Genomic DNA, 23,964 nt, shown 5'->3' on the forward strand with positions numbered 1-23,964 from the left:
TCTGCCTACTATGACCCTAGCAGGTTTACCGTGATTGTGATCCAAAGCGCTAAATAACCTTGGCATCCCAAGGCGCCGCCTTACGCAATCGGCGGGAAAGGTACAAGGGAATGACAAGAAACCGGTACGGGATTCCCAGACACAAAAAATAAAAAAATAAGCGTGAATTCCATCACGAAACTGAAAATAAGTTATTTTGCTGAATGGTTTTTGCTTTTTAATCGCCATTTAATTAGATCCCGATCACATTTTAAAAAAGGCTTAGCCCTCTACGTCGGGGTTCCTCCAGTGACCTGCGCCATGCGGCAAATAATGATTGCTCAGCGTTCATTTTTTGAGGCGGAAAACCCACCGGGAAAGTGATATTTATAATACCAGGTATTTCATTCAATATTACGCGGATCATAATTAATGAAATAATTTTTCATTTTCATGAATAAAGGTGATTAGTCGCCAAAATATCTTTTACCGGCCGGTACCGATTTCGGTTTATATCGGTAAGGGACACTGCGCGCGCGGAACGTGGACAGGAATGAAATAAAATTTATCATATTCCATCAGGAGTTCAATAATGGCTCAGCTAGAGGCATGGGAAAAACTTGCCAATAAGGAATTGTCCCGGTTAGGGAAAAGCGTTGATGACCTGCATACCCTTACCGCGGAAGAGATCAGCATCAAGCCCCTCTACACGGAGGCTGACCTTGCCGATTTGGAAGTGACCGGTTCATTGCCGGGCATCGCGCCCTTCGTCCGCGGTCCGCGGGCCACCATGTATGCCGCCCAGCCCTGGACCATACGCCAATACGCCGGCTTCTCCACCGCCACCGAGTCCAACGCCTTCTATCGCCGCAACCTGGCGGCCGGGCAGAAGGGGCTGTCGGTGGCGTTTGATTTGCCCACGCACCGGGGTTATGACTCCGATAATGAACGGGTATCGGGGGACGTGGGTAAAGCCGGCGTGGCCATCGACAGCGTGGAGGACATGAAGATACTGTTCGATCAGATCCCGCTGGAGAAAATGTCTGTTTCCATGACCATGAACGGCGCGGTTATTCCCATTATGGCGTTTTATATTGTCGCCGCGGAAGAGCAGGGGGTTAAGCCCGAACTGTTAACCGGCACTATCCAGAATGATATTCTGAAAGAGTATCTGTGCCGTAATACCTATATCTATCCGCCGAAACCGTCGATGCGGATTATTTCCGATATCATCGCCTATTGTTCGGCGAATATGCCGAAGTTCAATACCATCAGTATCAGCGGTTATCATATGGGTGAAGCGGGGGCCAACTGCGTTCAGCAGGTGGCTTTCACCATCGCCGACGGTATTGAATATATCCAGGCGGCGCTGGCCGCCGGTCTGGATATTGATGATTTTGCCCCGCGTCTGTCATTTTTCTTCGGTATCGGCATGGATTTGTTCATGAACGTCGCCATGCTGCGGGCCGCCCGGTATTTATGGAGCGAGGCGGTGAAAAGTTTCGGTTCCACCAACCCGAAATCCCAAGCGCTGCGCACCCATTGCCAGACCTCCGGTTGGAGCCTGACGGAGCAGGATCCCTATAACAACGTGATCCGCACCACCGTCGAGGCAATGGCGGCCGTCCTCGGCGGCACCCAGTCGCTGCATACCAACGCCTTTGACGAAGCCCTGGGCCTGCCCACCGATTTCTCCGCCCGTATTGCCCGTAATACCCAGATTGTCCTGCAGGAGGAATCGGCGATTTGCCGTACCGTCGATCCGCTGGCCGGCTCCTATTATGTGGAAAACCTGACGGATCAGGTGGTGAAAGCGGCGCGGGACATTATCCAGCAGATCAAGGAAGTGGGCGGCATGGCCAAGGCCATTGAGGCGGGTCTGCCCAAACGCATGATCGAAGAGGCCTCGGCGCGCCAGCAGTCGCTGATTGACCAGGGCAAACGCGTCATTGTCGGCGTGAATAAATACAAGCTGGCGAAGGAAGACGCCACCGCTGTACTGGAAATCGATAACGTCAAAGTGCGCCAGGAACAGGTGGAACGCCTGCGGCAAATCCGCGCCGCCCGCGACAACGCCGCGGTGGCCGATGCTTTGGGCCAACTCACCCATGCCGCCATGAAAGGCACCAATTTACTGGAAGCCGCAATCCATGCCGCTCGCCTGCGGGCTACGCTTGGGGAAATCTCTGATGCCATTGAAGAGGCGTTTGGTCGCTACCTGGTACAGACCAATTGCGTCACCGGCGTTATCTCCAACAGCTATCATCAGAGTGCCGAAGGCACCGCGGAATTCGAAGAGATCAAGACCGCTACCGATCGCTTCCTGGCCGAACACGGCCGGCGTCCGCGCATCCTGGTGGCCAAGATGGGGCAGGACGGCCACGATCGCGGCGCCAAGGTCATTGCCAGCGCCTATTCGGACCTGGGCTTTGATGTGGACCTGAGCCCGATGTTCTCCACGCCGGAGGAGATCGCCAAGCTGGCGGTGGAAAACGACGTGCACGTCATCGGCGCCTCCTCCCTGGCCGCCGGTCACAAGACCCTGATCCCGGCGCTGGTTGAAGCCTTGGGCCGCTACGGACGCGAGGATATCAAGGTCGTGGCGGGGGGCGTGATACCGCCGCAGGATTATGACTATCTGTACGAACGCGGCGTGGTGGCGATTTATGGACCGGGTACGCCCATGCTTACCAGCGTGCGCGACGTATTAAGCAAAATAAGTGATTACCATGATTAACGCTGACCGACTCGATGGCGCCGTTGAACGGTTGCTGGCGGGGGATCGGGTAGCGCTGGCCCAGGCGATGACCCTGGTGGAAAGCACCTTCCCCGCGCATCAGGGATTGGCCTCCGACCTGTTGGACCGGATCATGCCCCATACCGGCCGGGCAAAACGGGTGGGGATCACCGGCGTGCCGGGGGCGGGCAAGAGTACGTTTCTGGAAGCCCTGGGCGGCTATCTGCTGACCTGTGATATGAAGGTGGCGGTGATTGCCATCGATCCCAGCAGCCCCTTGAGCGGCGGCAGCATCCTGGGGGATAAAACCCGCATGCTGATGCTGTCCCGGGCGCAAAACGCCTTTATCCGCCCGGTGCCCACCGGCGGCTACTTGGGAGGCACCAGCCGCCGTACCCGGGAGCTGATGCTGCTATGCGAGGCGGCGGGCTATGACGTGGTCATTGTGGAGACGGTAGGGGTGGGCCAGTCGGAAGTGGATATCGCCCACCTGGTGGACTGTTTCCTGTCGCTGCAGCTGGCCGGGGCCGGCGACGAACTGCAGGGCATTAAAAAAGGCATTATGGAAATGGCCGATATTATCGTTATCAATAAAGACGACGGCGATAATCACCCCCAGGTCATGATGACTCGACAAATGTATCAGGCGGCGCTGCATATTATGCGACGGAAATATCCGGCATGGTCACCACCGGTATTAACCTGCAGCGCGCTGCAACAGCAGGGTATTGACGATATCTGGCGCTGTATAGAGGATTTTTACCGGCAAATGGCGCTGGATAATCAGCTCGATGCGCTGCGTAAACGGCAATATCTGGAATCGATGCATAAGCAGATTGAAGAAAATACGCTGCAAGCCCTGTTTGCCCGCGGTGATATTCAGGACCGTTATCAGCAGGCTTTGCAACAGGTGGAAAATCACTGCTTATCGCCGCGAGCCGCGGTGAATAGCGTCGTTAATTATATTTGCGAAAAAATTTCTGACTGAGGGTGACAACGATGGCTTACGACTATGTAAAAGTATTGATAGAAAACCGCGTCGGTATAATTGAATTCAATTATGGAAAAAAATTAAATGCCCTGAGCGCGGTTTTTATTAAGGATATTCTTCAGGCATTGGAAGATCTAAATAATATTGATATCCGCTGCGTGATTTTGCGCGCCCAAAAAGGCACCAAGGTCTTTTCCGCCGGCCATGATATCCATGAGCTGCCGAAAACCCGCCGCGATCCGCTGGCGTATGACGACCCGCTGCGCCAGATTACCCGCGCCATCCAGAAATTTCCCAAGCCGATCATTTCCATGGTGGAAGGCAGCGTCTGGGGCGGTGCGTTCGAGCTTATCATGAGCTCCGATATCATTATCGCCAGCAATCAGTCCACCTTCTCCATGACGCCGGTGAATCTCGGCGTGCCTTATAACCTGGTGGGTATCCACAACCTGATCCGCGACGCCGGATTCCATATCGTCAAAGAGATGATATTCACCGCCTCGCCCATCTCCGCCCAGCGCGGCCTGGCGGTGGGCATTCTCAATCACATCGTCGACCCGCAGGATTTGGAAGAGTTCACCATGAAGATGGCGAATACCATTGCCGAAAAAGCGCCGCTGGCGGTGGCGGTGATAAAAGAAGAACTGCGGGTGCTCGGCGAGGCGCACACCCTGAATTCCGATGAGTTCGAACGCATTCAGGGACTGCGGCGCGTGGTATATGACAGCCAGGATTACCAGGAAGGCATGGCGGCGTTTATCGAAAAACGCAAGGCGAACTTCCTCGGCCATTAATCATTTTTTGTTAACTGGATCATGGAGTATTGACGATGGATCAGGACTTCGCAGTGATGACCGCCGATGAAGCGGCGCAGTTGATTTTGCATGGGAATATGGTGGCCTTCAGCGGGTTCACCCCGGCCGGCGCGCCAAAAGCGCTGCCGGAAGCCTTGGCCCGGCGGGCGATGGCGCTCCATGAACAGGCGATACCCTTCAAGATAAAACTGCTGACCGGCGCGTCCATCGGCGCGCTGGCGGATAATCAGCTGGCGGAGGCCGAGGCCGTTGAATGGCGCGCGCCGTATCAGACCGCGTCGGCGCTGCGGGATAAGATCAATCAAGGAGAAATCAACTTCGTTGACCTGCACCTCAGCGAAGTGGCGCAAATGGTGAATTACGGCTTTTTCGGCCCGATAGATGTGGCGGTTATCGAAGCCTCGGAGGTGACTAAAGAGGGCCGCGTCTATCTTACCAGCGGCATCGGCAATGCGCCGGTCTTTCTGCAAAAGGCGCGGCAGGTGATCATCGAATTGAACAGCTATCATTCGCCGCGTATCAAGGAAATGATTGATATCGTTTCCCTGGGCGCGCCGCCGCTGCGCAGTATGGTGCCGATTTTCCATACCCTCGACCGGGCCGGGGAAAACTATGTGCAAATCGACCCGAAAAAGATCGTCGCGGTGGTGCATACCCATCTGGCGGATCAGATTAAGGAGTTCGGCGACGAGAACCCCCTCTGCCGGCAGATTGCCCGTAACGTCGAGGGTTTTTTGCTCAAGGAACTCCATGCGCAGCGTATTCCCGAGGGTTTTTTACCGCTGCAAAGCGGGGTAGGCAATATCAATAACGCGGTGCTGAAGGCCCTGGGAGAAAATCCGGATATTCCACCTTTTATGATGTATTCCGAAGTGCTGCAATCGTCGGTAATAGACCTGATGGAGCAGGGCCGGATCATCGGCGCCAGCGCCTCCAGCCTGACCGTGCCGCCGGATGTTCTGCAGCATATCTATAAGAACATGGATTTCTTCAACGAACGGATTGTCCTGCGGCCGCAGGAAATTTCCAACAACCCGGAAATCATCCGCCGCCTGGGTGTCATTGCGCTGAACGTGGGCCTGGAGTTCGATATTTACGGCCATGCCAACTCCACCCATGTGGCCGGGGTGAATCTTATGAACGGTATCGGCGGCAGCGGCGATTTTGAGCGCAATGCCTATTTGTCCATCTTTATCGCTCCGTCCATTGCCAAGGGCGGTAAAATTTCCACTATTGTGCCGATGTGTTCCCATGTGGATCACAGCGAACACAGCGTTAAGGTCATCATCACGGAAAACGGCGTCGCCGATTTACGCGGGCTGTCCCCAATACAGCGGGCGCAAACCATTATCGCCAATTGCGCGCATCCCATGTACCGCGATTGCCTTAATCATTATCTCAGCCTGGGCAAGACCGGGCATATTCATCATGATTTGGCCCATGCTTTTGATATGCATATGAGCCTGATTGAACATGGGACCATGCTGTCGTAAAGACGTTCCCGCATTCACCATTCGTGATCGGGGGCCTGGGGCGCCACGCGGCGCCCGGCCTCCTGGCTTGCTAGTAGGTTAACATTGTGTGGAACCTGCTGCCATCATGGCCGCCGCGTCGGTTTGAATACGCACCGGGCTGTTAGAGAGCCGGGGCCGACGCGGCTAGGTTGGTGCCGTTACGATCGTCCTGCACCGCCTCCACCAGCTTTTCAATCATTTTGCAGCTTTTCAGCGAATAGAGGTACTCCGGCATATACATGGGTTGGTTGGGAGCGTCGAAATATTTCAGGCTGGCGGGATTGACGAACCGATAAGCGAAGTGCGGCACCACCGTAATAAATTGTCCCCGGCTGACGGCGCTGATTTTCGCCAGGAAACTGTAGGGCCGGTAGATAATGGTGGGCGTAATGCCGGCGTGGCGGAAGTGGGAGTCGATAAGCGATTCGAAATTCGCCCGATGCTGAAAACGCATTTGCAGCCAGGGCAGGGTATGCAGCAGCACGCTGGCCTGGACATTGTCATGGATACGCGACGCCAGAAAGCCCAGCCGGATGGGCTCCAGCGGGGTGATAAGCATACTGGCGATCTCCGCAATGCGGGTTGATGCCTGCTGGGGTGAAATGATCATATCCACGTCGTGGTCCAGCAAGCCGGACACCAGATCGCTTTCGTTAAAATCAAAGGGTTTGGTGGTGAAACCGTCAAATTTATCCCCCAGGCTGATGAGCTGATCAAAAATCATGGTGGGATAAGCGGTATCAATGCCGATAACGCAGTTTTTCTGGTGGTGGTTTACCGCCAGCATAATATCCGTATCAATGCTGGCCAGCCGCTGATAAATGGGATAGAGCATCTGATACAGTTCCTGCCCGGCTTTATTCAGGCTGATGCTGTTATCAGTACGTGAAAAAAGTTCATATCCCACCATTTCTTCCAGCGCGGCGATGCTTTTGCCAAACGGCGAGGCGGTCATATGCAATTTTTCGGCGGCTTTGGCGATATTATTGGTTTGAGCCAGCACGATAAAATTAATTAACTTCTTTGATACAAAAATGCCCATTTATTGCTACCCGCTTACAGCCACGCATCCATCGATAACGGCCGGATTGCCAAACAAAACCCATAGGAAGAGAGCGACAGAGCCTGCCGCCAACGTTAGAATTATCAAATTACCTTTCCGTGGAAAGAGAATTTCATCACACTCTGCTAATCCCATAAGCAAACAGTACAGTAAATAAGGGTGACATTAATGAACAATCTTCCAGTAGTTGCCGTGCTTGGATTAGGCGCAATGGGCCATGCCTTTGCGGCCAATCTGTTGAAAAAAGGGTTCACCGTGCGGGGCTGGAACCGTTCTCCCCACAAGGGAGACGATCTCGCGGCGGCGGGGTTGACGTTGTGCAATACGCCCCGGGAAGCGGTACGGGACGCCGATGTGGTTATCTCGATGCTGACCAATGCCGCCGCCACGGAAGAGGTGATTATCGGCGATAAAGGCATTGTTGAGCATCTTAAGCCGGGGGCGGTTGTGGTGCAGATGGGCACGATCGGCATTACCTCCACTGAGAAGCTGGATAAAACCATCGCCAAGGCGCGCGCTGACGTAGTCTTTGTGGATGCGCCGGTGTCCGGCACCAAGGCCCCGGCGGAAAATGCCCAGATTACCGTGCTGGCCAGCGGCGATCGCGCACGGGCCGCCGCCGTAGAGCCGGTATTCGGCGCCATCGCCAAGGGCACAAAATGGCTGGGCGGCGCCGGTGCCGGTTCCCGTATGAAGCTGGTGGTGAATGCCTGGCTTATCTCTATGGTGCAGGGAATGACGGAAAGTCTGTTTTTAGCCAAAACCCTGGGCTTTACGCCGGACGATTTTTGGGCAGCCCTGGAGGGCGGTCCCCTGGCCGCGCCTTATGTGAAGAATAAGCTGGAGATGATCAAGTCCGGCGATTATACGCCGCAGATGCAGCTGTCGCTGGCGCTGAAGGATGCGAACCTGGCATTAGACGCGGCGGGTTCCGAGGATCTGCCGGGGCTGAGCGTTATCAAGGAGTTCTGGCAGAACGCCGTGGACGCCGGCTTGGGCGAGCAGGATCTGGCGGTGGTGTATCGGTATCTGAGCAGCGGTAGATAGGCCCCCGCCGAGTGGGAAAACCATGCCCGCTTCGACCACATTGTCACGGTCGCCCTTCAACAGGTTCGTTGCACGGCCGGTGATGGCGGGCCTACCATGCCAAGGGGCGCTCTGGCGGGCGGGAAAACCACGCCCGCTTAGACCCCTTCGGCATGCTCTCCCTTTCACACGCTCGCTTTCACCTTTGGCGATGGCGGGCCGACCTAGCCTGCTGGGGTACTTATGTCGTATAACGCGCCACCCCCTGCGTTATCCTAGGTGAATACTCAAGCTACACTGAGATCAGGTCCTGCAATCTGGTACAGTCTCAAAAATTACGGGTATAATCCCACACATTATTCAACTGGTTTAGAAACGAAGATGACAAAACTCACCTTACAAGAGCAGATGCTGAAAGCTGGATTAGTAACCAGCAAAAAAATAGCCAAAGTCGAAAGAACGGCTAAAAAATCGCGGGTTCAGGCGCGTGAGGCACGAGCGGCGGTGGAAGAGAATAAAAAAGCCCAGCTTGAGCGTGATAAACAGCTAAGCGAACAACAAAAACAAGCGGCTTTATCCAAAGAGTATAAAGCCCAGGTGAAGCAGCTCATTGAAATGAACAGAATCGACGTTTCAAAAGGCGATATTGGTTTTAACTTCACTGATAATAATGTAATTAAAAAAATAGACGTGGATAAGCTTACTCAGGCTCAGCTGATCAGTGGTCGTCTCGCCATTGCTCGTTTGGTGGTTGATAACAACGGTAAAAGCGAATACGCAATTATTCCCGCGAGCGTAGCCGATAAAATTGCGCAGCGCGATGCGAGCAGTATTGTATTAAACAGCGCGCTGAGTAAGGAAGAGCAAGATGAAGACGATCCGTATGCCGATTTCAAGGTGCCCGATGATTTGATGTGGTAATTACCATTTTGCCGATGCTGATGAATGAAAAGTCCCCCGGGGCTTTTCATTAAGATTTATTGTTCTGCCGGTTCAGGGAAAACGCAGGGTTTTTTGGATATTTTTCAACGCCTTTGCTGCCAGCTGCGTGTTTCGCTGATTGCGATCACCGATTTACCCCTATGTCAGGGTAGTTGTCGCCTTATTTTTTCATAGGGACGAAACATGCAGCCAGCCCCCACTGGATGAGGTCTTTTGGCTTCTCGGCTTTATCGTATCTAGGCGGGTGCCTATTGCTGTTCCGGATGTAATGGGGGTGAGCGTCAAGTTTGTGCCCAGGCTGTGTGAAAACGGCTGATCACGTTTTGGTCTAAGCAGTGGCTTTATATGATCAACCATTCTTGATAAACCCATGCGGTAACCTACTTTATTTAATAAAATTAAAAGCATACGATTAAATATTACGGGTGCAGATATGACTCACCACATTAAAGGTCAAGGCAGACATCAGGTGACGTTGCTCCCTGAAGTGCTGGATGATTTTGTCACAGAAGACAACCCTGTCAGGGTTATTGATGTCTTTGTTGATGAATTACAGCTTGATGCTCTTGGCTTCGAGCGCGTTAATTCAAAACAAACCGGGCGGCCAGGATATCACCCCGCAACCATGCTGAAGCTGTACATTTATGGATACCTGAACCGCATTCAGTCATCCCGCAGGTTAGAAAAAGAAGCCCATCGTAACGTTGAATTGATGTGGTTGCTTGAGCGATTAACTCCTGATTTTAAAACCATTGCAGACTTCAGAAAAAGCAATGGTAAAGGAATCAAAAATGCTTGCCGGGCTTTCATTGATCTATGTCGGCAGTTGCAGATGTTCACCGATGTGGTGGTTGCCATTGACGGTAGTAAGTTCAAGGCAGTAAACAGTAAATCGAATAACTTCACGCCCCAGAAAACAAAAGGCCACATCGAAAGGGTAGAGCAAAGTATCGCTCTTTACCTGAATAAGCTCGATGAAGCTGACAAGGCTGCGGAGTCCGAAAAAAATTCAGGTTTAACCGCTGCAAAACTGGCATGGCTGCAAAAACGTTTGAAAGAACTCAAGCAAATCCAGCAGGCCGTTGTGCAGCACCCTGATAAACAGCTATCACTGACAGATCCTGATTCCCGGCTAATGAAGATAAACAATGTTAACCGCCAGGTTAGCTATAACGTTCAGACTGCCGTTGATGCTAAATATCACCTGATTGTTGCGCATGAAGTAACGAATACACCAGACCGTGGGCAGCTAACAGCGGTGACAAAATTAGCGCAAGACGCTGTTGGCAAAGCGGATATTACTGTACTGGCTGATAAAGGTTATTACAGCCGGGGTGATATTAAAGCAACGCAGGACTTAGGTGCCGTAGCCTTAGTACCAAAAGGCGATACCTCTGGCGCTGACCGCAAAGGTCTTTTTAATCGTTCATTGTTCAAATATGACCAGGAAAAAGATATTTATATTTGTCCGATGGGTAGCGAGCTTCAGAACAGATTTACGGTGGTTGAGGATGGTTTAGAGCAGCAAATGTACTTTAACAATATTGCTTGTCGCGATTGCAGTCAGCGGTCAAGGTGCACCACATCAAAACGCGATCCGAGACGTATAAGGCGCTGGGTTCATGAAGCAGAAATGGAAGACATGCAAGCCAGGCTTAACGCATTACCACAAACAGCTGTCGTGCGAAAGCAAACGGTAGAGCATCCGTTCGGGACAATTAAAATGTGGATGGGAGCGACTCACTTCCTGACGCAACGGTTTAAAAACGTCAGCACAGAAATCAGTCTGCATGTGCTGGCTTATAATCTGAAAAGGATGATGTCCATCTGGGGTACCGAAGGATTGGCCATTAAGCTGCGAGAGCAATGTAATTAGCGGGAGTGGCCACCTTAACTCCTAATAACAAACTATTAGCACTCCATATCAAGCCACAAAAGCCTCGTTCTGCCTTTACATACAAATCACAGCGAATACAGTCAATATCAGGAATATCTTGCATCCCTGACTGAGGATAGTACTCAGATACTGCAAAAAACGAGTTTTTACACAGCCTGTGCCAGGAGCGGACGTATTATGCCTGCGACGGCTGCGGAAAACGCTCGGCAAACGGTGTGTCTGGGTCGACAAGATTATCTGTTCTTCGGCTCGGATCACGGCGGCGTTCGTGGCGCGTAGCTGTACGGGTTGATCGGGAGCTGCCGTCTGAACGGCATCGATCCCGAACTCAAACTCTCTTCACTAAAAATACAGTATCCAGTGAAGTTATCATTTCTAATTCTCCTGATAAGGATCTGTATGGTCCTCCTTTCGGTAAAACCCTCGGCGTTGTTTCAGATTTTCAAACCTATCAATACATCGAGAAGGAATGCGAAGTATTTTAAAAAAACCTTTTAAACTTCCGAAACATAAAAAATTTGCTTGGTATAATCGAGATTGAGATGCATGTGGTCTCGCGAACCCTGCCGGGCAAGCACGGCAGGGATTATTTTTCAATCAATATGGAGTGGAGCCTATGGCTTAATCTGTTTGTAGAAGGAGTAGTAAAAATGACCAAATGGAAATTTGATAAAACCGTTATTGCACAAGGAATTGCTGCACAACAAAAATCTGGACGTATTCCGGCGATTGACATTCAACAAGGCCCAGGTCTTTTGATGCGTCATCAAAGGAAGTTGTATGAAAGCGCAATCAACTTCAGCGCGCCAATTGAGAAAGACGACTGTGGGCGATACAACCCTCCCGGGGGAAGTGTGGCGGTATGGTATGCCTCTGACTCTGCGTTAACGGCGGCAGCGGAAGCATACGGGCGCTTGTTCCATCTCAAAGGAAAGAAATCTTATCCTGAATCGGTACTTTCACAACACTATATGTGCTCTGTGGATGTCATGAGGACGGTGAAAGTGATTGATGTTGTAGCACTCTGTGAGTTGTTACATATCCCTTTGGATAGCTTAGAGAACGAGGATTACGCCTTTACTCAATGGCTAATGGAACATCTTTATACGCATTTCGGGCGTGACTATGACGGGATTGCCTATACCTCAAGACATAAACGCTATAAGCGTTGTTATGCCTTTTGGGAACGACCGGGTAGTACATCAGCCTTTACCGATACCCCTCAGGGGATGTGGCCTTATGCCAGTTACGTTGAAACTGACGTAGGCATGTTCCCTAAGGGGTGGCACAAAGGAACGATATCAGGTGAAGAGATGTTCGAAGAGTTGCTTGGATTCGAAATTACGCCAGAACCCATGTAAACCAAAGAGGGGCGGGCTGGCCCCTCTTTTTAAACCAGTTAACTGGCTACATGATTTCCGAACTGTTTAGCAGCACGGATGACCAGACTAAGTTCACTCTTTTTAGCACCGTCCTGCATGATTTGAATCGGCGTCTTTTGCAGGCCTTCGCTATTAACCTCTATCGGTGATTTCAGCACACTCAACCGCAACATTGGATGGGTATCCTCTTCGAATGCCGCCATCACGTCTTCAAAGCCGGGAATCGGCCCATTATCAGTGAATTGAAATTTCGGGAAAATAAAATCACCGTTCTGCTTGAATGCTAAAAGCTTGTTCTTCTTAACGCGAATGTTGATCGCCTGGCGGGTGATGCCAAGGATATCGGCCACGTCGTTCACCTTTAGCGTACCGCCCAACTCCTGGAGCTCACGATAAAATCTTTCCAGATTTTCGCGACGACGGCGCACTTTACGCAGTTCGTAGTCATTGACGCGAGTCTTCTGTTCGAGTTGAACGGTGTAGAGCAATTGCATCAGTGAACCGTCATCCAGCGTGATAGCATTCATAGCCTGGTTTTTGTCTTCAAATTCAGGCATCAGGGAAATAGCGAGGTTGTTAATCCTTTTCAGAAGGGTCAACTGGGACTCATTCAGCTTAGCTAATGTATTGATTTCTCTTTCTGCTGTGGTGTGTTTAATCATTATGCACCTCCATTTGACGATTATAATAATTCATTTTTGAGTAATGGTCAAATTCAGGGTGTTTTTCAAACAATCGATGGCCGAGAAAGGCGTAAGGCTTTGACCTGCTCCCGGTCGATTCATACACCGTGATGTCAGCATGCACACAATTATGGATGTCCGCTCATCGCTCTAAGCGGTCTGTCAGATTAGGCATAGACTGTCTCCATATATCACCGGACACTTAGCCTCTTTTGAATAAAATAAGAAATAGCATTTGAACCATGTTTAACAGCGGTTAGAAGCGAGCGTTATTTCCCAGAATAAGTCTGGCTGTCAAATCATCAAGATGCTGACCTATCATCCAGCGCTAAAGAAACCATAAATTTTATTCATCCACACAGGGGGCATTTGCTGGTCTTTGCTTTTCAGGGGCTAGAACAGTTAGGATCTTTATTCACTAACTAACTGATAAATAATATTAAACTTAGGTTCTTAATAAACGTTTTTCTGCCGAAATTTCTTGCGGTTCATTGCCGTTAACGGTATCTTTTAGCCGCGCCTGCAAAATCAGGCGTCGGGATTAGCCTCCTGCATAACTTCACTGACGACATAAGGCGCGTCTGCGCTTTTTTTGTGTCGTGCGTTCGGCTACCTTTCAATGGTGGGCCGGACGGGGGCGTCGAAAGACGCGCCGGTGTCAGTGAGGCCGGTAAGGCTAACCCCGTTCGGTTCCACCACCCGCGAGATTAGCCTCTCCGGTGGTGGGAAGAATTTATTACTCACTGAGGCTGCCTTATGTCTATGGCTACGATCCCTACACAAACTCACGCGTTACTTTCCATTCCTGTCGATTCAACCACCGATTTCACCGTTCTGGCAGGCCATTGTGAAAACCTGGCCGACGCTTTGTTGCATAGAGACGAACCGGCGTCGCGTCAGGCGCTCTGCAGACGGCTTGCTTATTGTTTGGGGCAGTTGCGTCCCACGTTGGATGACGCGATCCCGCCGCATTTGATTGAAAGCCTGACCGTGGATGAGCGCCCGATGAACTCGCCTCGCTTTGAGCCGGATGCCGATTTGCTCTGCGGGTATACCCATGCGCTGGCGCGACTGTTGACGGAACGGACGTTATCGGCGGAAATGGAGCCCATACTGACCGGATTGCTGTTTGATTTGGTGAGTTATTTCGCTGACGAACTGCGGGCGCCGCGCTGGATACGTACCGCTGATGGGGTAAAATTTATAGAGGAATTAGATATGGTTAAGGAAAACTGAATGCCTTGAACGCAAAGAACCCGCCTGCCTAATGGCGGGTTCTCGCGCATGGTTGCCCGGACAAGGAAATATTCAATTATCTATCAAATGGGTGAGTGGCGGCTGCCCCGATTGCTGAATGACTGGGGGCTGGAAAAGCTGTCACTAAGGAAGTTTTGTGCCGCGAGCGGTCATTTGGCTCACTCATTGCCCTTTTTAATCCCATTCATGAATACTCCAACCAAATGAGCAATATGTGATTGAGGTGAACTGTGTTGCTCAGTAGCGAGTGAAATTGCAGTGGCTATGCATACCAAATCATCAAAACTGATATCAGACCGAATTGATCCCGCCTTTTGCCCGCGCAGTAAAAGCCGGCAGCCCTCCTCGCTGGTAGCAAGACATCCTGGAGTTCCTATCTGTAACACCGTTCCGAGCGACACCGCAATGCCACGATATAAATTTGTATATTGGACGAGTTCTTCGAGATAAAGACGCAAAGCGCTCAGCGGATCAAGCGCAGAAGCTCTTGCGCGGCTGGCCTCTGCAAACTCAAGAAATCGATCACTGTATGTGGCTGCTAATAATACTTCGCGTGTGGGGAAACGTCGGTAGAGCGTTCCAATTCCGACACCGGCGCGCTTTGCGACGTCTTCCAATGAAACGCCAGCTCCTCTCTCAAGAAAGACTTCCTCAGCGGCGGCAAGAATCCGTTCCCTGTTTCGCTGCGCATCGGCCCGCAATGGGGTTTCATTAGCCAAAATTATTTCCTCGCTAAACTTGTTAAATGGAGGATACCTCCACATAATATATGGAGCAACCCTCCACTTCATAGTTAAGCGAGTAGAGATATGACGATGAGATTTGAGAATAAGGTCGTGGTGATTACTGGCGGTACAGACGGTATCGGTTTGACGACGGCCCAGATGTTCGCGGCAGAAGGCGCCTACGTGTATATCACAGGCCGCCGTCAGGAGCGCCTTGATGAGGCGCTAAAAGAAATCGGCAACCGGGCAATCGGTGTACAAGGTGATGTCAGCCGTATTTCCGATCTTGATAAGCTTTATTCAAAAATACGCAGCGATCACGGCCGCGTAGACGTGGTATTTGCTAATGCGGGAGTGTCCGAGTCCGCCCCAATCGGCGGTATTGAGGAAGATCACTTTGATCGGGTATTTGGCACTAACGTCAAAGGGTTGGTATTTACTGTGCAAAAGGCGCTGCCACTGATGTCTGCCGGCAGCGCAATTGTGCTGACCGGCTCAGGCGCGGGTAGCAAAGGCTTTGCTAATCTGTCTATTTACAGCGCAACAAAGGCTGCGATCCGCTCATTTGCACGAACCTGGACGACCGATCTGAAAAGCCAGGGTATTCGCGTGAATGTGGTTTCTCCCGGCATGGTATTGACTCCGGCTATGCAGACGTATTTGCAGAACAATGCCGGATCGGAGGAATGGATGCATCAAGCCATCCCTTTTGGCAGGCTTGCCCAGACCGGGGAAGTCGCCAGGGCAGTACTGTTTCTGGCATCAGATGAAAGTAGCTTCATTGGTGGAGAAGAGCTATTTGTTGATGGTGGCTTCGTGGCAGTCTGAGGGGGCAATGGCTTCGCCGCAAAGTTCTTTCGAGGATATCAAAGCTGTGCGGCGGAGTTTTTATCAAGTAATGGCGCTGAATTTGTCCGTTACTTGTTCGATATTAGGTTATGAACACGTTGAAACGTCCCCTTCTCGCTCTAATAGGGGATTTTTACATGGTCGGTCATAAATACAACAACATCAAGCACCTGTGTCCAAGAGCCTTCGTTGCGATCGGATAGCCACAAAGCTGCAGATATAGTGAGTCCTGAAGCCCATAACCCAGAGAACCCTGCCTGTTCGGCGATTTTGGCACTGAGCGCATTATGGCTTTTCATCAAAAATTCTGATCGGAGCCAACGAACATCTTCGTCAGACATAGTCATTCATCCATTATTGATGTTAATATACAGTTTACCTTTTTTTAAGTTAATCGGTGTCATCCTTATTCGTCAATAATTATTTTTAACATTATTTTTTATTCTTATGTACCAATGATTTGACGAACGTCACAATTAATTATTGATTAATAATTACTTTTTAATATTTGAATGTAATATCATGAATATTTAATAAAAAATGCATATCATGCTTAGAGTTAACATCGCTCAAGCATTACATAAAATCTAAAAAGGAATTGTTCTACCTGTATCTAATGGTAGGCTATTGATGAGAAATATATGAAAAATCGCACTACACCATACAGTGATGTCCTGACAATGAGACAGACCCTGGCCACCTTTCCCGAAAATGTCTCCATCATGCTATTTTTTACGTTGCTCACACGGCTTAGCTACTTTATGGCGTGGCCTTTTCTATCCATTATTCTGACGCGTAATTTTCAATTGTCACCGCTTGTGATTGGAAGCGTGATGTCCGGCTGTGCGTTAATTTCTGTTGTTCTGGGGATTTAGGGCGGTTCTTTGTCAGACCGCTTAGGAAGAAAAAAACTGCTGATATTAGGATGTCTGTTGGCAATAATTGGTTATGCAAGTATTGCGCTATCAGAGAGTGTGTTTTTATTCGCTAGTGGCCTTTTATTGACGGGAATATCGTTTCCTTGGATAGATGCCCCCAGTCGAGCTCTGATGAGTGATTTATTGCAGGATCAGAAGCGGCGAGAATTAGCGCTGCAAATTCGCTACTTGATGGTCAATATTGCTGCGGACAGTGGATCGCTAATAGGCATTATCTGTTATCTGGTTTACGCGCAGAAAGACTCAGTTGTATCGCAATATTTGTTGGCTCTGGACGCTGTGCGTGCAGTCGAGTTAGTGACAGTTATGTTGGTCATCAACGCGATTACCGTACTGGTAGCCCAGTTGTATCTGACCGTTGTTGGCAAATATGTCACCAGAGCAACGCATTATAATTGGGGCGCTGATTTTCGCAACTTCCCAGCTCTTGTTTTGGTTCAACGATACAACGAGTCCACTATGGTGGGGGAAAGGCGTGTTTTTTTCATGGCGCTTCTTTGCCTGTACATTGCTGCACTGATAGTGATAAATAAGAAAAGAATAAGGTTTCGACTGGAAGAATAATTTATGAAAAACAACATTACTTTGATCACTGGCGGGGATCGTGGCATTGGTCGGGCGACTGCACTCTGTCTTGCAAATAGAGGACACAAAGTTTGTATCGGATATCGGACACGTGAAGATTGTGCTCACGAAGTTGTGGAAAATATTCTTCATGCAGGCGGTACAGCCATAGCCGTACGAGCTGATATTTCTCAGGAAGAGCAGGTTGAGGCATTGTTTCAGCAAATAGATAAAGATCTGGGTCCTATTTCAGGCTTAGTCAATAATGCCGGAATGTTGATGCTTCAGGCTTCAATAGAAGAGGTAAATGAGCAGCGTTTAGCCACACTTTTTGCGACTAACGTCAGCGGTAGTTTTCTCTGTGCGCGCGAAGCGGTAAAACGTATGGCGTTTCGCCATGGTGGGCAGGGTGGTGCCATCGTTAATGTTTCTTCTGCCGCATCGCGCCTCGGTTCACCACATGAGTATGTGGATTATGCCGCTTCAAAAGGCGCTATTGATACGCTGACTATTGGCCTTTCTCTGGAGGTTGCCGGGCAGGGTATTCGAGTCAATGCCGTTCGTCCGGGTTTTATCTATACTGACATGCATGCCGATGGTGGTGAGGCGTCCCGTGTCGACCGAGTCAAAGACAGTTTGCCAATGAAGCGCGGTGGCCAGCCGGAGGAAGTGGCTCAGGCCATAGTATGGCTTTTGTCAGATGAGGCTTCTTACGTGACGGGCAGTTTTATAGACTTGGCCGGTGGTAAATGAAGTTCTATATACATACTAATGCATTAACGTTCTGTAAAATCGGGGGGTCTTCCGGAAGCTTTTTTTTTGCTGAACGTAATCTTTCATATGAGAAACAAGGTGGGTTTTGATGAGGTGGTTTTCAATGAAGATGCGTGGTTAAAATTTAGCCTTAACGTACGATAATTTTCGATATCCAAACTGCTCCCTGTTGTCTTTCTAGCAATGATAGTTGTTCCGATTGCCTAGCAGAATTTAATAATCGACGTATTCACGAAAGAAAAGCTTTTGTCCCGGAATTTGTCAAAGCTTGGGCAACCTCTGAAAAACTTGCATAGGTTTAGGACATGCAGGCAAATGACTCCACTAATGTGTGCTCTGCTGCATTGCCTCTCTGGCGGCCTCGAACAATAAAATTCCGCGCGGGGTGAGGGTATAACTGACGTCGGCACGATTGTCCAAGTCTAGTGCTATAGCCACCACGTGTTGTAGTCCTGGGTCTATGCCCCGGTCATTGAGGCGCAGCTTTCAGGCATTGCCAGACGCTGAAGGGTGTCGTCGACTTCCTGTGAAGATGGAGGTATTTTGCGCTGTAAGGTGGGGGAAAGGGTGAGCAATTCAGCCTCTGTCGGCGTCTGCACTTCAATGAAACGGTTAATATGCATGGGCAGAACGGAGGTTATTTTATCTTCGTCCTTGATATAGAGTAAGCGGCTGGTGAACTCACCTTGCCGTTTAATAATGACCGGATAATACATTCCGCGTCTTCGTTAATGCTGATTTGACAACCTTAGGAACGTTAAGGAACCATTTAGACCGGCCATGCCACTCTACAACCTCACTCTTATTCCTTTGCTGGGAGCCTGGGGCAGAGAGGGGGCAACGAAGTGCCGGTCGGACTTTCGGGTCCGACCACCCACGATGGGGGCAGGTCAGGCGGATTCCTTATTGTTTGGGGCAGTTGCGTCCTACTGTCGCCATCGGTGCAAAAGTGATCCATCGGGGGTGCGGATGTTTTCTTGGACTGGTATATATTAAAATTCCCTTTATTGTCGGTATGTTACAGGACTCATTCCACCTAATGACATTTTGATCCTGCGCTCGTTATACCAACCGATATAAGTCCCAACGTTCTGCATAAATCCTTCCAGCGTAATGCCTGTCCAGTCACGGCCGTAATACATTTCATTTTTCAGCCGACCGAAGAAGCCCTCGCAAGCCGCATTATCCTTACACGCCGTCCCAATGAGGCGCTGCATTTTTTTGCTTTGCCATAAGAATAAGGAAGTTGACTTCTTCTTAAAACTCTATAGTTTTAATGATAGTGTTAAAACAAGGTTTATTTTGGCGGAGCAAAAAAGCATGGCGGAAGAATTACTGCAGCTCGGGAGTGCGGAACAGGCCGAGTTGATCCGGCAAAGGAAGATCTCGCCGGTTGACTTGGTTGAATCCAGTTTTCGCTGTATCGAACGTTGGGATCCGGTGCTGCATGCCTGGATAACCACCGATCGCGAGCGGGCGCTGGCGCAGGCGCGCCAGGCGGAGAAAGAGATTGCCGGCGGGCTGTATCGCGGACCTCTGCACGGTTTGCCTTTTGGCGTTAAAGATCAGATGCACGCGCTGGGGTTCCCCACGACCCTCGGCACCAGAGTGCTGAATGAAGATGAGACGGTGGCCCCCTGTAACGCGGCGGTGATTGAAAAACTCACCGAGGCCGGAGCGATTTTGATCGGCAAGCAGAACCTGCATGAGTTCGGCAAAGGGGGAACCATCAACTTTGCTTATGGTGAGCCGCGCAACCCTTGGAATCCCGATTACTCGGCGTCCAGTTCCTCCACCGGTTCAGGCATAGCCGCGGCGGCGGGCATGTGTTCGTTTTCCATCGGCGAGGATACCGGCGGGTCCATTCGCGGTCCCGCCGCGTTCAATGGCGTGGTGGGCCTGCGGCCGACCTTTGGCCGCGTGAGCCGTTTCGGTGCGGTGATGGAAGGCTATACCACCGACGTGCTGGGGCCTATCTGCCGGCGGGTGGCGGATGCCGCGCAAATCATGACGGCGATTTCCGGCTACGACGCGCGGGATAATCTCTCGAGCCGCCATTCGGATCTGGATTTCATGCCGGAACCCGGTAAATCCCTGAAAGGACTCAAGCTGGGCATCGTGCGGGAAATCGCCTATAACGACAGTACCAGCGATGAAGTCAGCGCTGCCTTTGAGACCTCTATCGAGCTGCTCCGGCAGTTGGGCGCAGACGTGACGGTTATTTCGCTGCCCCTGACGCTGTTCGCCGTTCCGCTGATTCTGCTTAGCCTCGACGCCGATGTGGCCGCCTGGTTTGTCAGCAAGTATCTGCGCGATCGCTATGACCGGTTCGATACCGGCACCCGTACCCGGCTGGCCGCCGCATCGCTGATTCCGGCCACGGTGTATAACCGGGCGATGCGCGGCCGGTTCCTGGCGCGGCGGCAACTGCTTGACGCCTTTAACCAGGTTGATATTCTGGTTTGTCCCACCGTGCCCACGGCGCCCAAGCCCATCGATCAGATGCAGGAACGCCTGGATACGGGGGATGATGCCGTAAGGCGGCTGATGGAACGGCGAATCGGGCTCTATCCGTTCAGCCTGGCCAATGTTCCCGCAATTTCTCTGCCGATGGGATTCTCCCGTCAGGGCCTGCCGCTGGCATTGCAGTTCGCCGGCCGGCCTTTTGATGAAAAAACCGTGCTGCAGGTGGCCGACAGCTATGAGCGCGCGGCGGGATGGCACGCCGTCAAACCCGATCTTGCCAAGACAGTGGCGGGATTCATGGCACAGGAGAACCAATAATGCATCTGACTCTTGACTACGTTCGTTCGGCGCTGGCTCTGCAGGGCATTCCGGTGCACGAGGATGAAATCGACAATATTCACCGCCGGCTGATCATTTGGTTCGATGCGCTGGCGGCCATTGAAGCGCACATGGGCAAAGAGATGGATTTGGCCGAACCCATTCCGCCCATTGACGCCGATCGGTACTGATTTTCCGTTTTTGACGTGCAACCGCACTTTAGGGGCGACACTGGGCACATTATGATTGAACAAACCAAGGCATCGGATCCGAAGCAACCCAAACCCCGCAAGCCGATTTATCTGACGGTAAAAGAAGATTTGATCCGCCGGGTGCTGAGCGGCGAGTGGCGGCCGGGGGATCTGGTGCCCAGTGAAATCGCCTTGGCCGAAGAGTATTCCGTCAGCGTCGGCACCGCGCGCAAAGCGGTGGAAAAGCTGGTGCAGGATAACGTGGTGGTGCGCCAGCGCGGCCGGGGCACCACCATCGCCACCTACCGAGGGGGCAAGGCGGCCAAGCCCTATAAGTTTCTGAATTTCTATTCCGAGCAGGGCGAACGTACGGAGCGGGCGACCTATCTGGATTTTGCGGAAGGGACGGCGACGGAGTTTGACGCGCAGCAGTTGGATATTGCGGTGGGATCTCCGGTAAGCCGGGTGACCCGTCTGCGTTCGGCGGGCGGGCGTCCGGCGATTATCGAGCATATCGTGGTGCGGGGGGATTTTTGTCCTAATGCCGCCGAGCGTTTTGCCCGGCTTCGTCCTTCCAGCATCGCCAGTTTTTTTGACCGCCAGTATAATCTTTTGATAGTGAGGGTGGATGAGAAGGTTTACGCCGCCCTGGCGGATCAAGAGGATCGAGAGCATCTCGGATCCGCTGAGGGGGAGCCGGTGCTGGAGGTGATTCGCTCGGCTTATGACCTCGGCGGCTTTGTTATTGAATATCGCTTGATTCATGCCCGGCAGGGTGTGTATTACACCAATACCACGCGTTAAGACAGTTCATGCCTCGGTGATCGCGGGCCTGGCGGGCCTGCCCTCACTCCGATCAGATCTCCTTATCCATCGCCCCTTTGCGCAGTACGTTCTCCATGCGATCGGACAGCACGACCCACAGCGGCACCAGGGCGTTAACCATAATCTGCCGGACAACCTGCGCGGTGACCACGATTTCCAGATGGGTGTTGAGGGTTTTGGCCAGGACAATCATTTCCGCCGCGCCGCCGGGAGCGGTGCTGAGGATGGCGGTTTGCCAATCTACATCCGCCACCAGGCGGAACAAGGCGGCGATAGCCACCGCAAACAACAGCAGCAGGACTATGGAAAACAGGCCGATAATCAGATCCCGCAGCTTGATGAAGAATAAGCGTGAAATGATGCCGTGGCCGATAGTGACACCCAGTAATATTTGAGCAATATGGGACAGTAAGGACGGCATCGTGATGCTTAACTGGCCGGGCATAAGATTATTGACGATGATGGCCAACAGCATCGGGCCAATTAACGACGGCGACGCGATATGTAATTTTTTTCCCATATAATAGCCGGCCATGGCAAACAATAATATCAATACGGCGCTGAAAATATCACGTCCGCTATGGCTTTCGCCATGAATTGCCGGAATGGCGTCAATATCGATATGCAGAAGATTGCGCAGCAGAAAAGGAATAAACACCACCACGGATAATATCCGTACCGACTGTAGTATCGCCACCAGTTCGGCATTGGCGCCATACTCTTTGGCCAGGTTGGCCATGATGCCGATCCCTCCCGGCAGGGTGGAAAAGAATGTCGTTTTGACGGTTTGCCGGGTGGAAATGAGAGAATAGAGTACCGCCAGGACAAAAGAGGAAATGAGGGAGATGACCATCATGAAAAAGATATCGAAAAAAAACCAGCCCAGTCGGCCGATATCGCTGAAATGCAGCAAGCAGCCGATTCCTCCGCCCAGAATGGCCTGTCCCGCCTGGCGCATATTGCCTATATACAATTTCCCGCTTAAGGTCATTGCCGGCATTAAAAAATAGGATGTCAACGCCGCGCCGCACACCCCGCCGAACATCCAGCCCAATTTGAAATCAACGGCTTCCAGCGCGGCGCCTATTAATGCGGATAACAGCAGCATCATGCTTAAATAAGCAAAACGATGGGATGTCTGGGGTATCGTCATATTAACCATTTATAGGGCATTCTCTCTAATAATATAAATACAGCATGTATTGCCGAAACCATTTCACTAAAATATCTTGCCGGCTCAATAGGCCTGGCATCAGGCCTGTTCGATAATAAAACTGTATAAAAAAGATAATCCGCTGAAAAAAATCAATGCCTCAATAATATAGGTATGGATTTTGACGTGCAGATGGCCCAGCAGCCACCGGGCCAGGTAGGTTCCGGGTATCATGCAGAAACCGATTAACAGGCCATATAATAAATAGCGCGTGCTGAGCAATGAAAAAAGCAGGAAAAATACCACTTTGAAAATATTGGTGGCCATGCCGATGCAGGCATCGGTGCCGATGACGCCGCCCCCTACCAGGCCGATACCCAGCAGGATGGGCAGTAATACCACGCCGCCGCCGGGCAGCGCGCCGGAAATAAAGCCGAATAAAACCGACATCATGATGATCATGGCGGGGGTGGGGACGATTTGTTTATGGGCCATATAGCGCCGTAGCGGCAGGATTACCAGCAGGAACAGGCCGATAATCAGTTCGAGCATGTGCTGGGAGAGTATCTTGTAAAGATAGGTTCCCAGCAGCAGGCTCGGCAGGGCGGGAATCATGATCTGCAGGAGGGTATGGGTCTGGATATCCTTTCGGTAGACCCACATCCTGGAGAGATTGCCGAACGTCATGGCCACGGCCATCACCGGCACCACCGCTTTGATGCCGATCACCGGCGTCATGGCGGGCGTCATGATAAGGCTGGCGCCAAAACTGCTGATGCCGCCCAGAATCGCGGAAAAGAACGCTACCCCACCCAGGAAAAAATACTGCAACGGTCCGTTGGACGACAGGTCCATGGAAGACATCAGCATTGAAC

General features: G+C 51.3%; 23 protein-coding genes and 3 pseudogenes. 18 read left to right on the forward strand and 8 right to left on the reverse strand.

Annotated features, from left to right (window positions below; all coding sequences use genetic code 11):
• Positions 1 to 571: 571 nt before the first annotated feature.
• From scpA to ACL2XO_RS10930, 4 genes are read left to right on the forward strand one after another with little or no spacing between them, the layout of a single operon-like run.
• Positions 572 to 2,716, forward strand: coding sequence for a methylmalonyl-CoA mutase (gene scpA / locus ACL2XO_RS10915; RefSeq protein ID WP_132922373.1), 2,145 nt, complete (start codon positions 572 to 574; stop codon positions 2,714 to 2,716).
• On the forward strand, positions 2,709 to 3,704 hold the full coding sequence (meaB, locus tag ACL2XO_RS10920; protein WP_132922372.1) for a methylmalonyl Co-A mutase-associated GTPase MeaB: 996 nt from the start codon (positions 2,709 to 2,711) through the stop codon (positions 3,702 to 3,704). The genes scpA and meaB overlap by 8 nt, the downstream gene beginning before the upstream one ends.
• 11 nt (positions 3,705 to 3,715) lie before the next feature.
• Positions 3,716 to 4,501 (forward strand): methylmalonyl-CoA decarboxylase, encoded by a 786-nt coding sequence (gene scpB / locus ACL2XO_RS10925; RefSeq protein ID WP_132922371.1) that lies wholly within the window; start codon positions 3,716 to 3,718, stop codon positions 4,499 to 4,501.
• A gap of 56 nt (positions 4,502 to 4,557) precedes the next feature.
• Positions 4,558 to 6,015, forward strand: a complete 1,458-nt coding sequence (locus tag ACL2XO_RS10930) for a succinate CoA transferase (protein WP_413726912.1) — start codon at positions 4,558 to 4,560, stop codon at positions 6,013 to 6,015.
• Between the two features lie 142 nt (positions 6,016 to 6,157).
• Here ACL2XO_RS10930 and srsR read toward each other — a convergent pair whose 3' ends face one another.
• The gene (srsR, locus tag ACL2XO_RS10935; protein ID WP_413723915.1) at positions 6,158 to 7,078 is read right to left on the reverse strand and encodes a LysR family transcriptional regulator SrsR; all 921 of its coding nucleotides are present in this window, start codon (positions 7,076 to 7,078) and stop codon (positions 6,158 to 6,160) included.
• A gap of 189 nt (positions 7,079 to 7,267) precedes the next feature.
• On the opposite strand from srsR, the gene ACL2XO_RS10940 reads away from it, so the two are divergent.
• The 5 genes and pseudogenes from ACL2XO_RS10940 (at position 7,268) to ACL2XO_RS10960 (ending at position 12,325) form a co-directional block, all read left to right on the forward strand.
• On the forward strand, positions 7,268 to 8,146 hold the full coding sequence (locus ACL2XO_RS10940) for an NAD(P)-dependent oxidoreductase (protein ID WP_413742680.1): 879 nt from the start codon (positions 7,268 to 7,270) through the stop codon (positions 8,144 to 8,146).
• A 360-nt stretch (positions 8,147 to 8,506) separates the two neighbouring features.
• A complete protein-coding gene (locus ACL2XO_RS10945; protein ID WP_413742681.1) occupies positions 8,507 to 9,046 on the forward strand; it encodes a DUF2058 domain-containing protein in 540 nt (179 codons plus the stop codon).
• Between the two features lie 454 nt (positions 9,047 to 9,500).
• Complete coding sequence (locus ACL2XO_RS10950; protein WP_413742682.1) at positions 9,501 to 10,943, forward strand: IS1182 family transposase; 1,443 nt, start codon at positions 9,501 to 9,503, stop codon at positions 10,941 to 10,943.
• A 213-nt stretch (positions 10,944 to 11,156) separates the two neighbouring features.
• A pseudogene (locus tag ACL2XO_RS10955) lies at positions 11,157 to 11,240 on the forward strand (hypothetical protein); the annotation flags it as partial.
• Positions 11,241 to 11,614: 374 nt separating this feature from the next.
• Positions 11,615 to 12,325, forward strand: a complete 711-nt coding sequence (locus ACL2XO_RS10960; protein WP_413742683.1) for an RES family NAD+ phosphorylase — start codon at positions 11,615 to 11,617, stop codon at positions 12,323 to 12,325.
• Positions 12,326 to 12,363: 38 nt separating this feature from the next.
• On the opposite strand, the gene ACL2XO_RS10965 is transcribed toward ACL2XO_RS10960, so the two are convergent.
• Positions 12,364 to 13,008, reverse strand: coding sequence for a DNA-binding protein (locus ACL2XO_RS10965; protein WP_413742684.1), 645 nt, complete (start codon positions 13,006 to 13,008; stop codon positions 12,364 to 12,366).
• Positions 13,009 to 13,648: 640 nt separating this feature from the next.
• On the opposite strand from ACL2XO_RS10965, the pseudogene ACL2XO_RS10970 reads away from it, so the two are divergent.
• Both ACL2XO_RS10970 and ACL2XO_RS10975 read left to right on the forward strand, forming a co-directional pair.
• Positions 13,649 to 13,738: pseudogene (locus ACL2XO_RS10970) on the forward strand (hypothetical protein); the annotation flags it as partial.
• 53 nt (positions 13,739 to 13,791) lie between these two features.
• Positions 13,792 to 14,265, forward strand: a complete 474-nt coding sequence (locus tag ACL2XO_RS10975) for a hypothetical protein (RefSeq protein WP_243701571.1) — start codon at positions 13,792 to 13,794, stop codon at positions 14,263 to 14,265.
• Between the two features lie 179 nt (positions 14,266 to 14,444).
• On the opposite strand, the gene ACL2XO_RS10980 is transcribed toward ACL2XO_RS10975, so the two are convergent.
• The gene (locus ACL2XO_RS10980) at positions 14,445 to 15,005 is read right to left on the reverse strand and encodes a TetR/AcrR family transcriptional regulator (RefSeq protein WP_413742685.1); all 561 of its coding nucleotides are present in this window, start codon (positions 15,003 to 15,005) and stop codon (positions 14,445 to 14,447) included.
• Between the two features lie 90 nt (positions 15,006 to 15,095).
• Here ACL2XO_RS10980 and ACL2XO_RS10985 point away from each other — a divergent pair, with 90 nt between their 5' ends.
• Positions 15,096 to 15,839: an SDR family NAD(P)-dependent oxidoreductase gene (locus tag ACL2XO_RS10985; RefSeq protein WP_413742686.1), complete on the forward strand. Its 744-nt coding sequence runs from the start codon at positions 15,096 to 15,098 to the stop codon at positions 15,837 to 15,839.
• A gap of 140 nt (positions 15,840 to 15,979) precedes the next feature.
• Here the strand turns inward: ACL2XO_RS10985 and ACL2XO_RS10990 are convergent, their stop codons facing one another.
• Positions 15,980 to 16,201, reverse strand: a complete 222-nt coding sequence (locus ACL2XO_RS10990) for an isocitrate lyase/phosphoenolpyruvate mutase family protein (protein WP_413742687.1) — start codon at positions 16,199 to 16,201, stop codon at positions 15,980 to 15,982.
• Between the two features lie 300 nt (positions 16,202 to 16,501).
• On the opposite strand from ACL2XO_RS10990, the gene ACL2XO_RS10995 reads away from it, so the two are divergent.
• From ACL2XO_RS10995 to ACL2XO_RS11005, 3 genes are read left to right on the forward strand one after another with little or no spacing between them, the layout of a single operon-like run.
• Positions 16,502 to 16,735 (forward strand): hypothetical protein, encoded by a 234-nt coding sequence (locus tag ACL2XO_RS10995; RefSeq protein WP_413723923.1) that lies wholly within the window; start codon positions 16,502 to 16,504, stop codon positions 16,733 to 16,735.
• Positions 16,736 to 16,744: 9 nt separating this feature from the next.
• Positions 16,745 to 17,362: an MFS transporter gene (locus ACL2XO_RS11000; RefSeq protein ID WP_413742688.1), complete on the forward strand. Its 618-nt coding sequence runs from the start codon at positions 16,745 to 16,747 to the stop codon at positions 17,360 to 17,362.
• Positions 17,363 to 17,365: 3 nt separating this feature from the next.
• Positions 17,366 to 18,115 carry an SDR family oxidoreductase gene (locus ACL2XO_RS11005; RefSeq protein ID WP_413742689.1) on the forward strand — a complete coding sequence of 250 codons (750 nt, stop codon included), beginning with the start codon at positions 17,366 to 17,368 and terminating at the stop codon, positions 18,113 to 18,115.
• 479 nt (positions 18,116 to 18,594) lie between these two features.
• On the opposite strand, the gene ACL2XO_RS11010 is transcribed toward ACL2XO_RS11005, so the two are convergent.
• Both ACL2XO_RS11010 and ACL2XO_RS11015 read right to left on the reverse strand, forming a co-directional pair.
• Positions 18,595 to 18,852, reverse strand: coding sequence for a hypothetical protein (locus ACL2XO_RS11010; RefSeq protein WP_413742690.1), 258 nt, complete (start codon positions 18,850 to 18,852; stop codon positions 18,595 to 18,597).
• A gap of 288 nt (positions 18,853 to 19,140) precedes the next feature.
• Positions 19,141 to 19,323 (reverse strand): annotated as a pseudogene (locus ACL2XO_RS11015) (IS3 family transposase); the annotation flags it as partial.
• 133 nt (positions 19,324 to 19,456) lie between these two features.
• Between ACL2XO_RS11015 and ACL2XO_RS11020 the strand changes: the two are divergent.
• Genes ACL2XO_RS11020 through ACL2XO_RS11030 form a run of 3 tightly spaced genes read left to right on the forward strand, consistent with a single transcriptional unit; the run spans position 19,457 to position 21,915 of the window.
• Positions 19,457 to 20,920 (forward strand): amidase, encoded by a 1,464-nt coding sequence (locus ACL2XO_RS11020; RefSeq protein WP_413742691.1) that lies wholly within the window; start codon positions 19,457 to 19,459, stop codon positions 20,918 to 20,920.
• Positions 20,920 to 21,111 carry a hypothetical protein gene (locus ACL2XO_RS11025; protein ID WP_132922361.1) on the forward strand — a complete coding sequence of 64 codons (192 nt, stop codon included), beginning with the start codon at positions 20,920 to 20,922 and terminating at the stop codon, positions 21,109 to 21,111. The genes ACL2XO_RS11020 and ACL2XO_RS11025 overlap by 1 nt, the downstream gene beginning before the upstream one ends.
• A gap of 51 nt (positions 21,112 to 21,162) precedes the next feature.
• On the forward strand, positions 21,163 to 21,915 hold the full coding sequence (locus tag ACL2XO_RS11030) for a GntR family transcriptional regulator (protein WP_203522045.1): 753 nt from the start codon (positions 21,163 to 21,165) through the stop codon (positions 21,913 to 21,915).
• Positions 21,916 to 21,967: 52 nt separating this feature from the next.
• Here ACL2XO_RS11030 and ACL2XO_RS11035 read toward each other — a convergent pair whose 3' ends face one another.
• Entirely contained in the window at positions 21,968 to 23,098 is a 1,131-nt protein-coding gene (locus tag ACL2XO_RS11035; RefSeq protein ID WP_413742692.1) for an AbrB family transcriptional regulator, read from the reverse strand.
• 90 nt (positions 23,099 to 23,188) lie between these two features.
• Positions 23,189 to 23,959: a sulfite exporter TauE/SafE family protein gene (locus tag ACL2XO_RS11040; RefSeq protein WP_203522043.1), complete on the reverse strand. Its 771-nt coding sequence runs from the start codon at positions 23,957 to 23,959 to the stop codon at positions 23,189 to 23,191.
• Positions 23,960 to 23,964: the final 5 nt, after the last annotated feature.

Source organism: Sodalis sp. RH15 (assembly GCF_047324255.1).
In the GTDB taxonomy this organism is placed as follows: Bacteria; Pseudomonadota; Gammaproteobacteria; order Enterobacterales; family Enterobacteriaceae; genus Acerihabitans; species Acerihabitans ligni.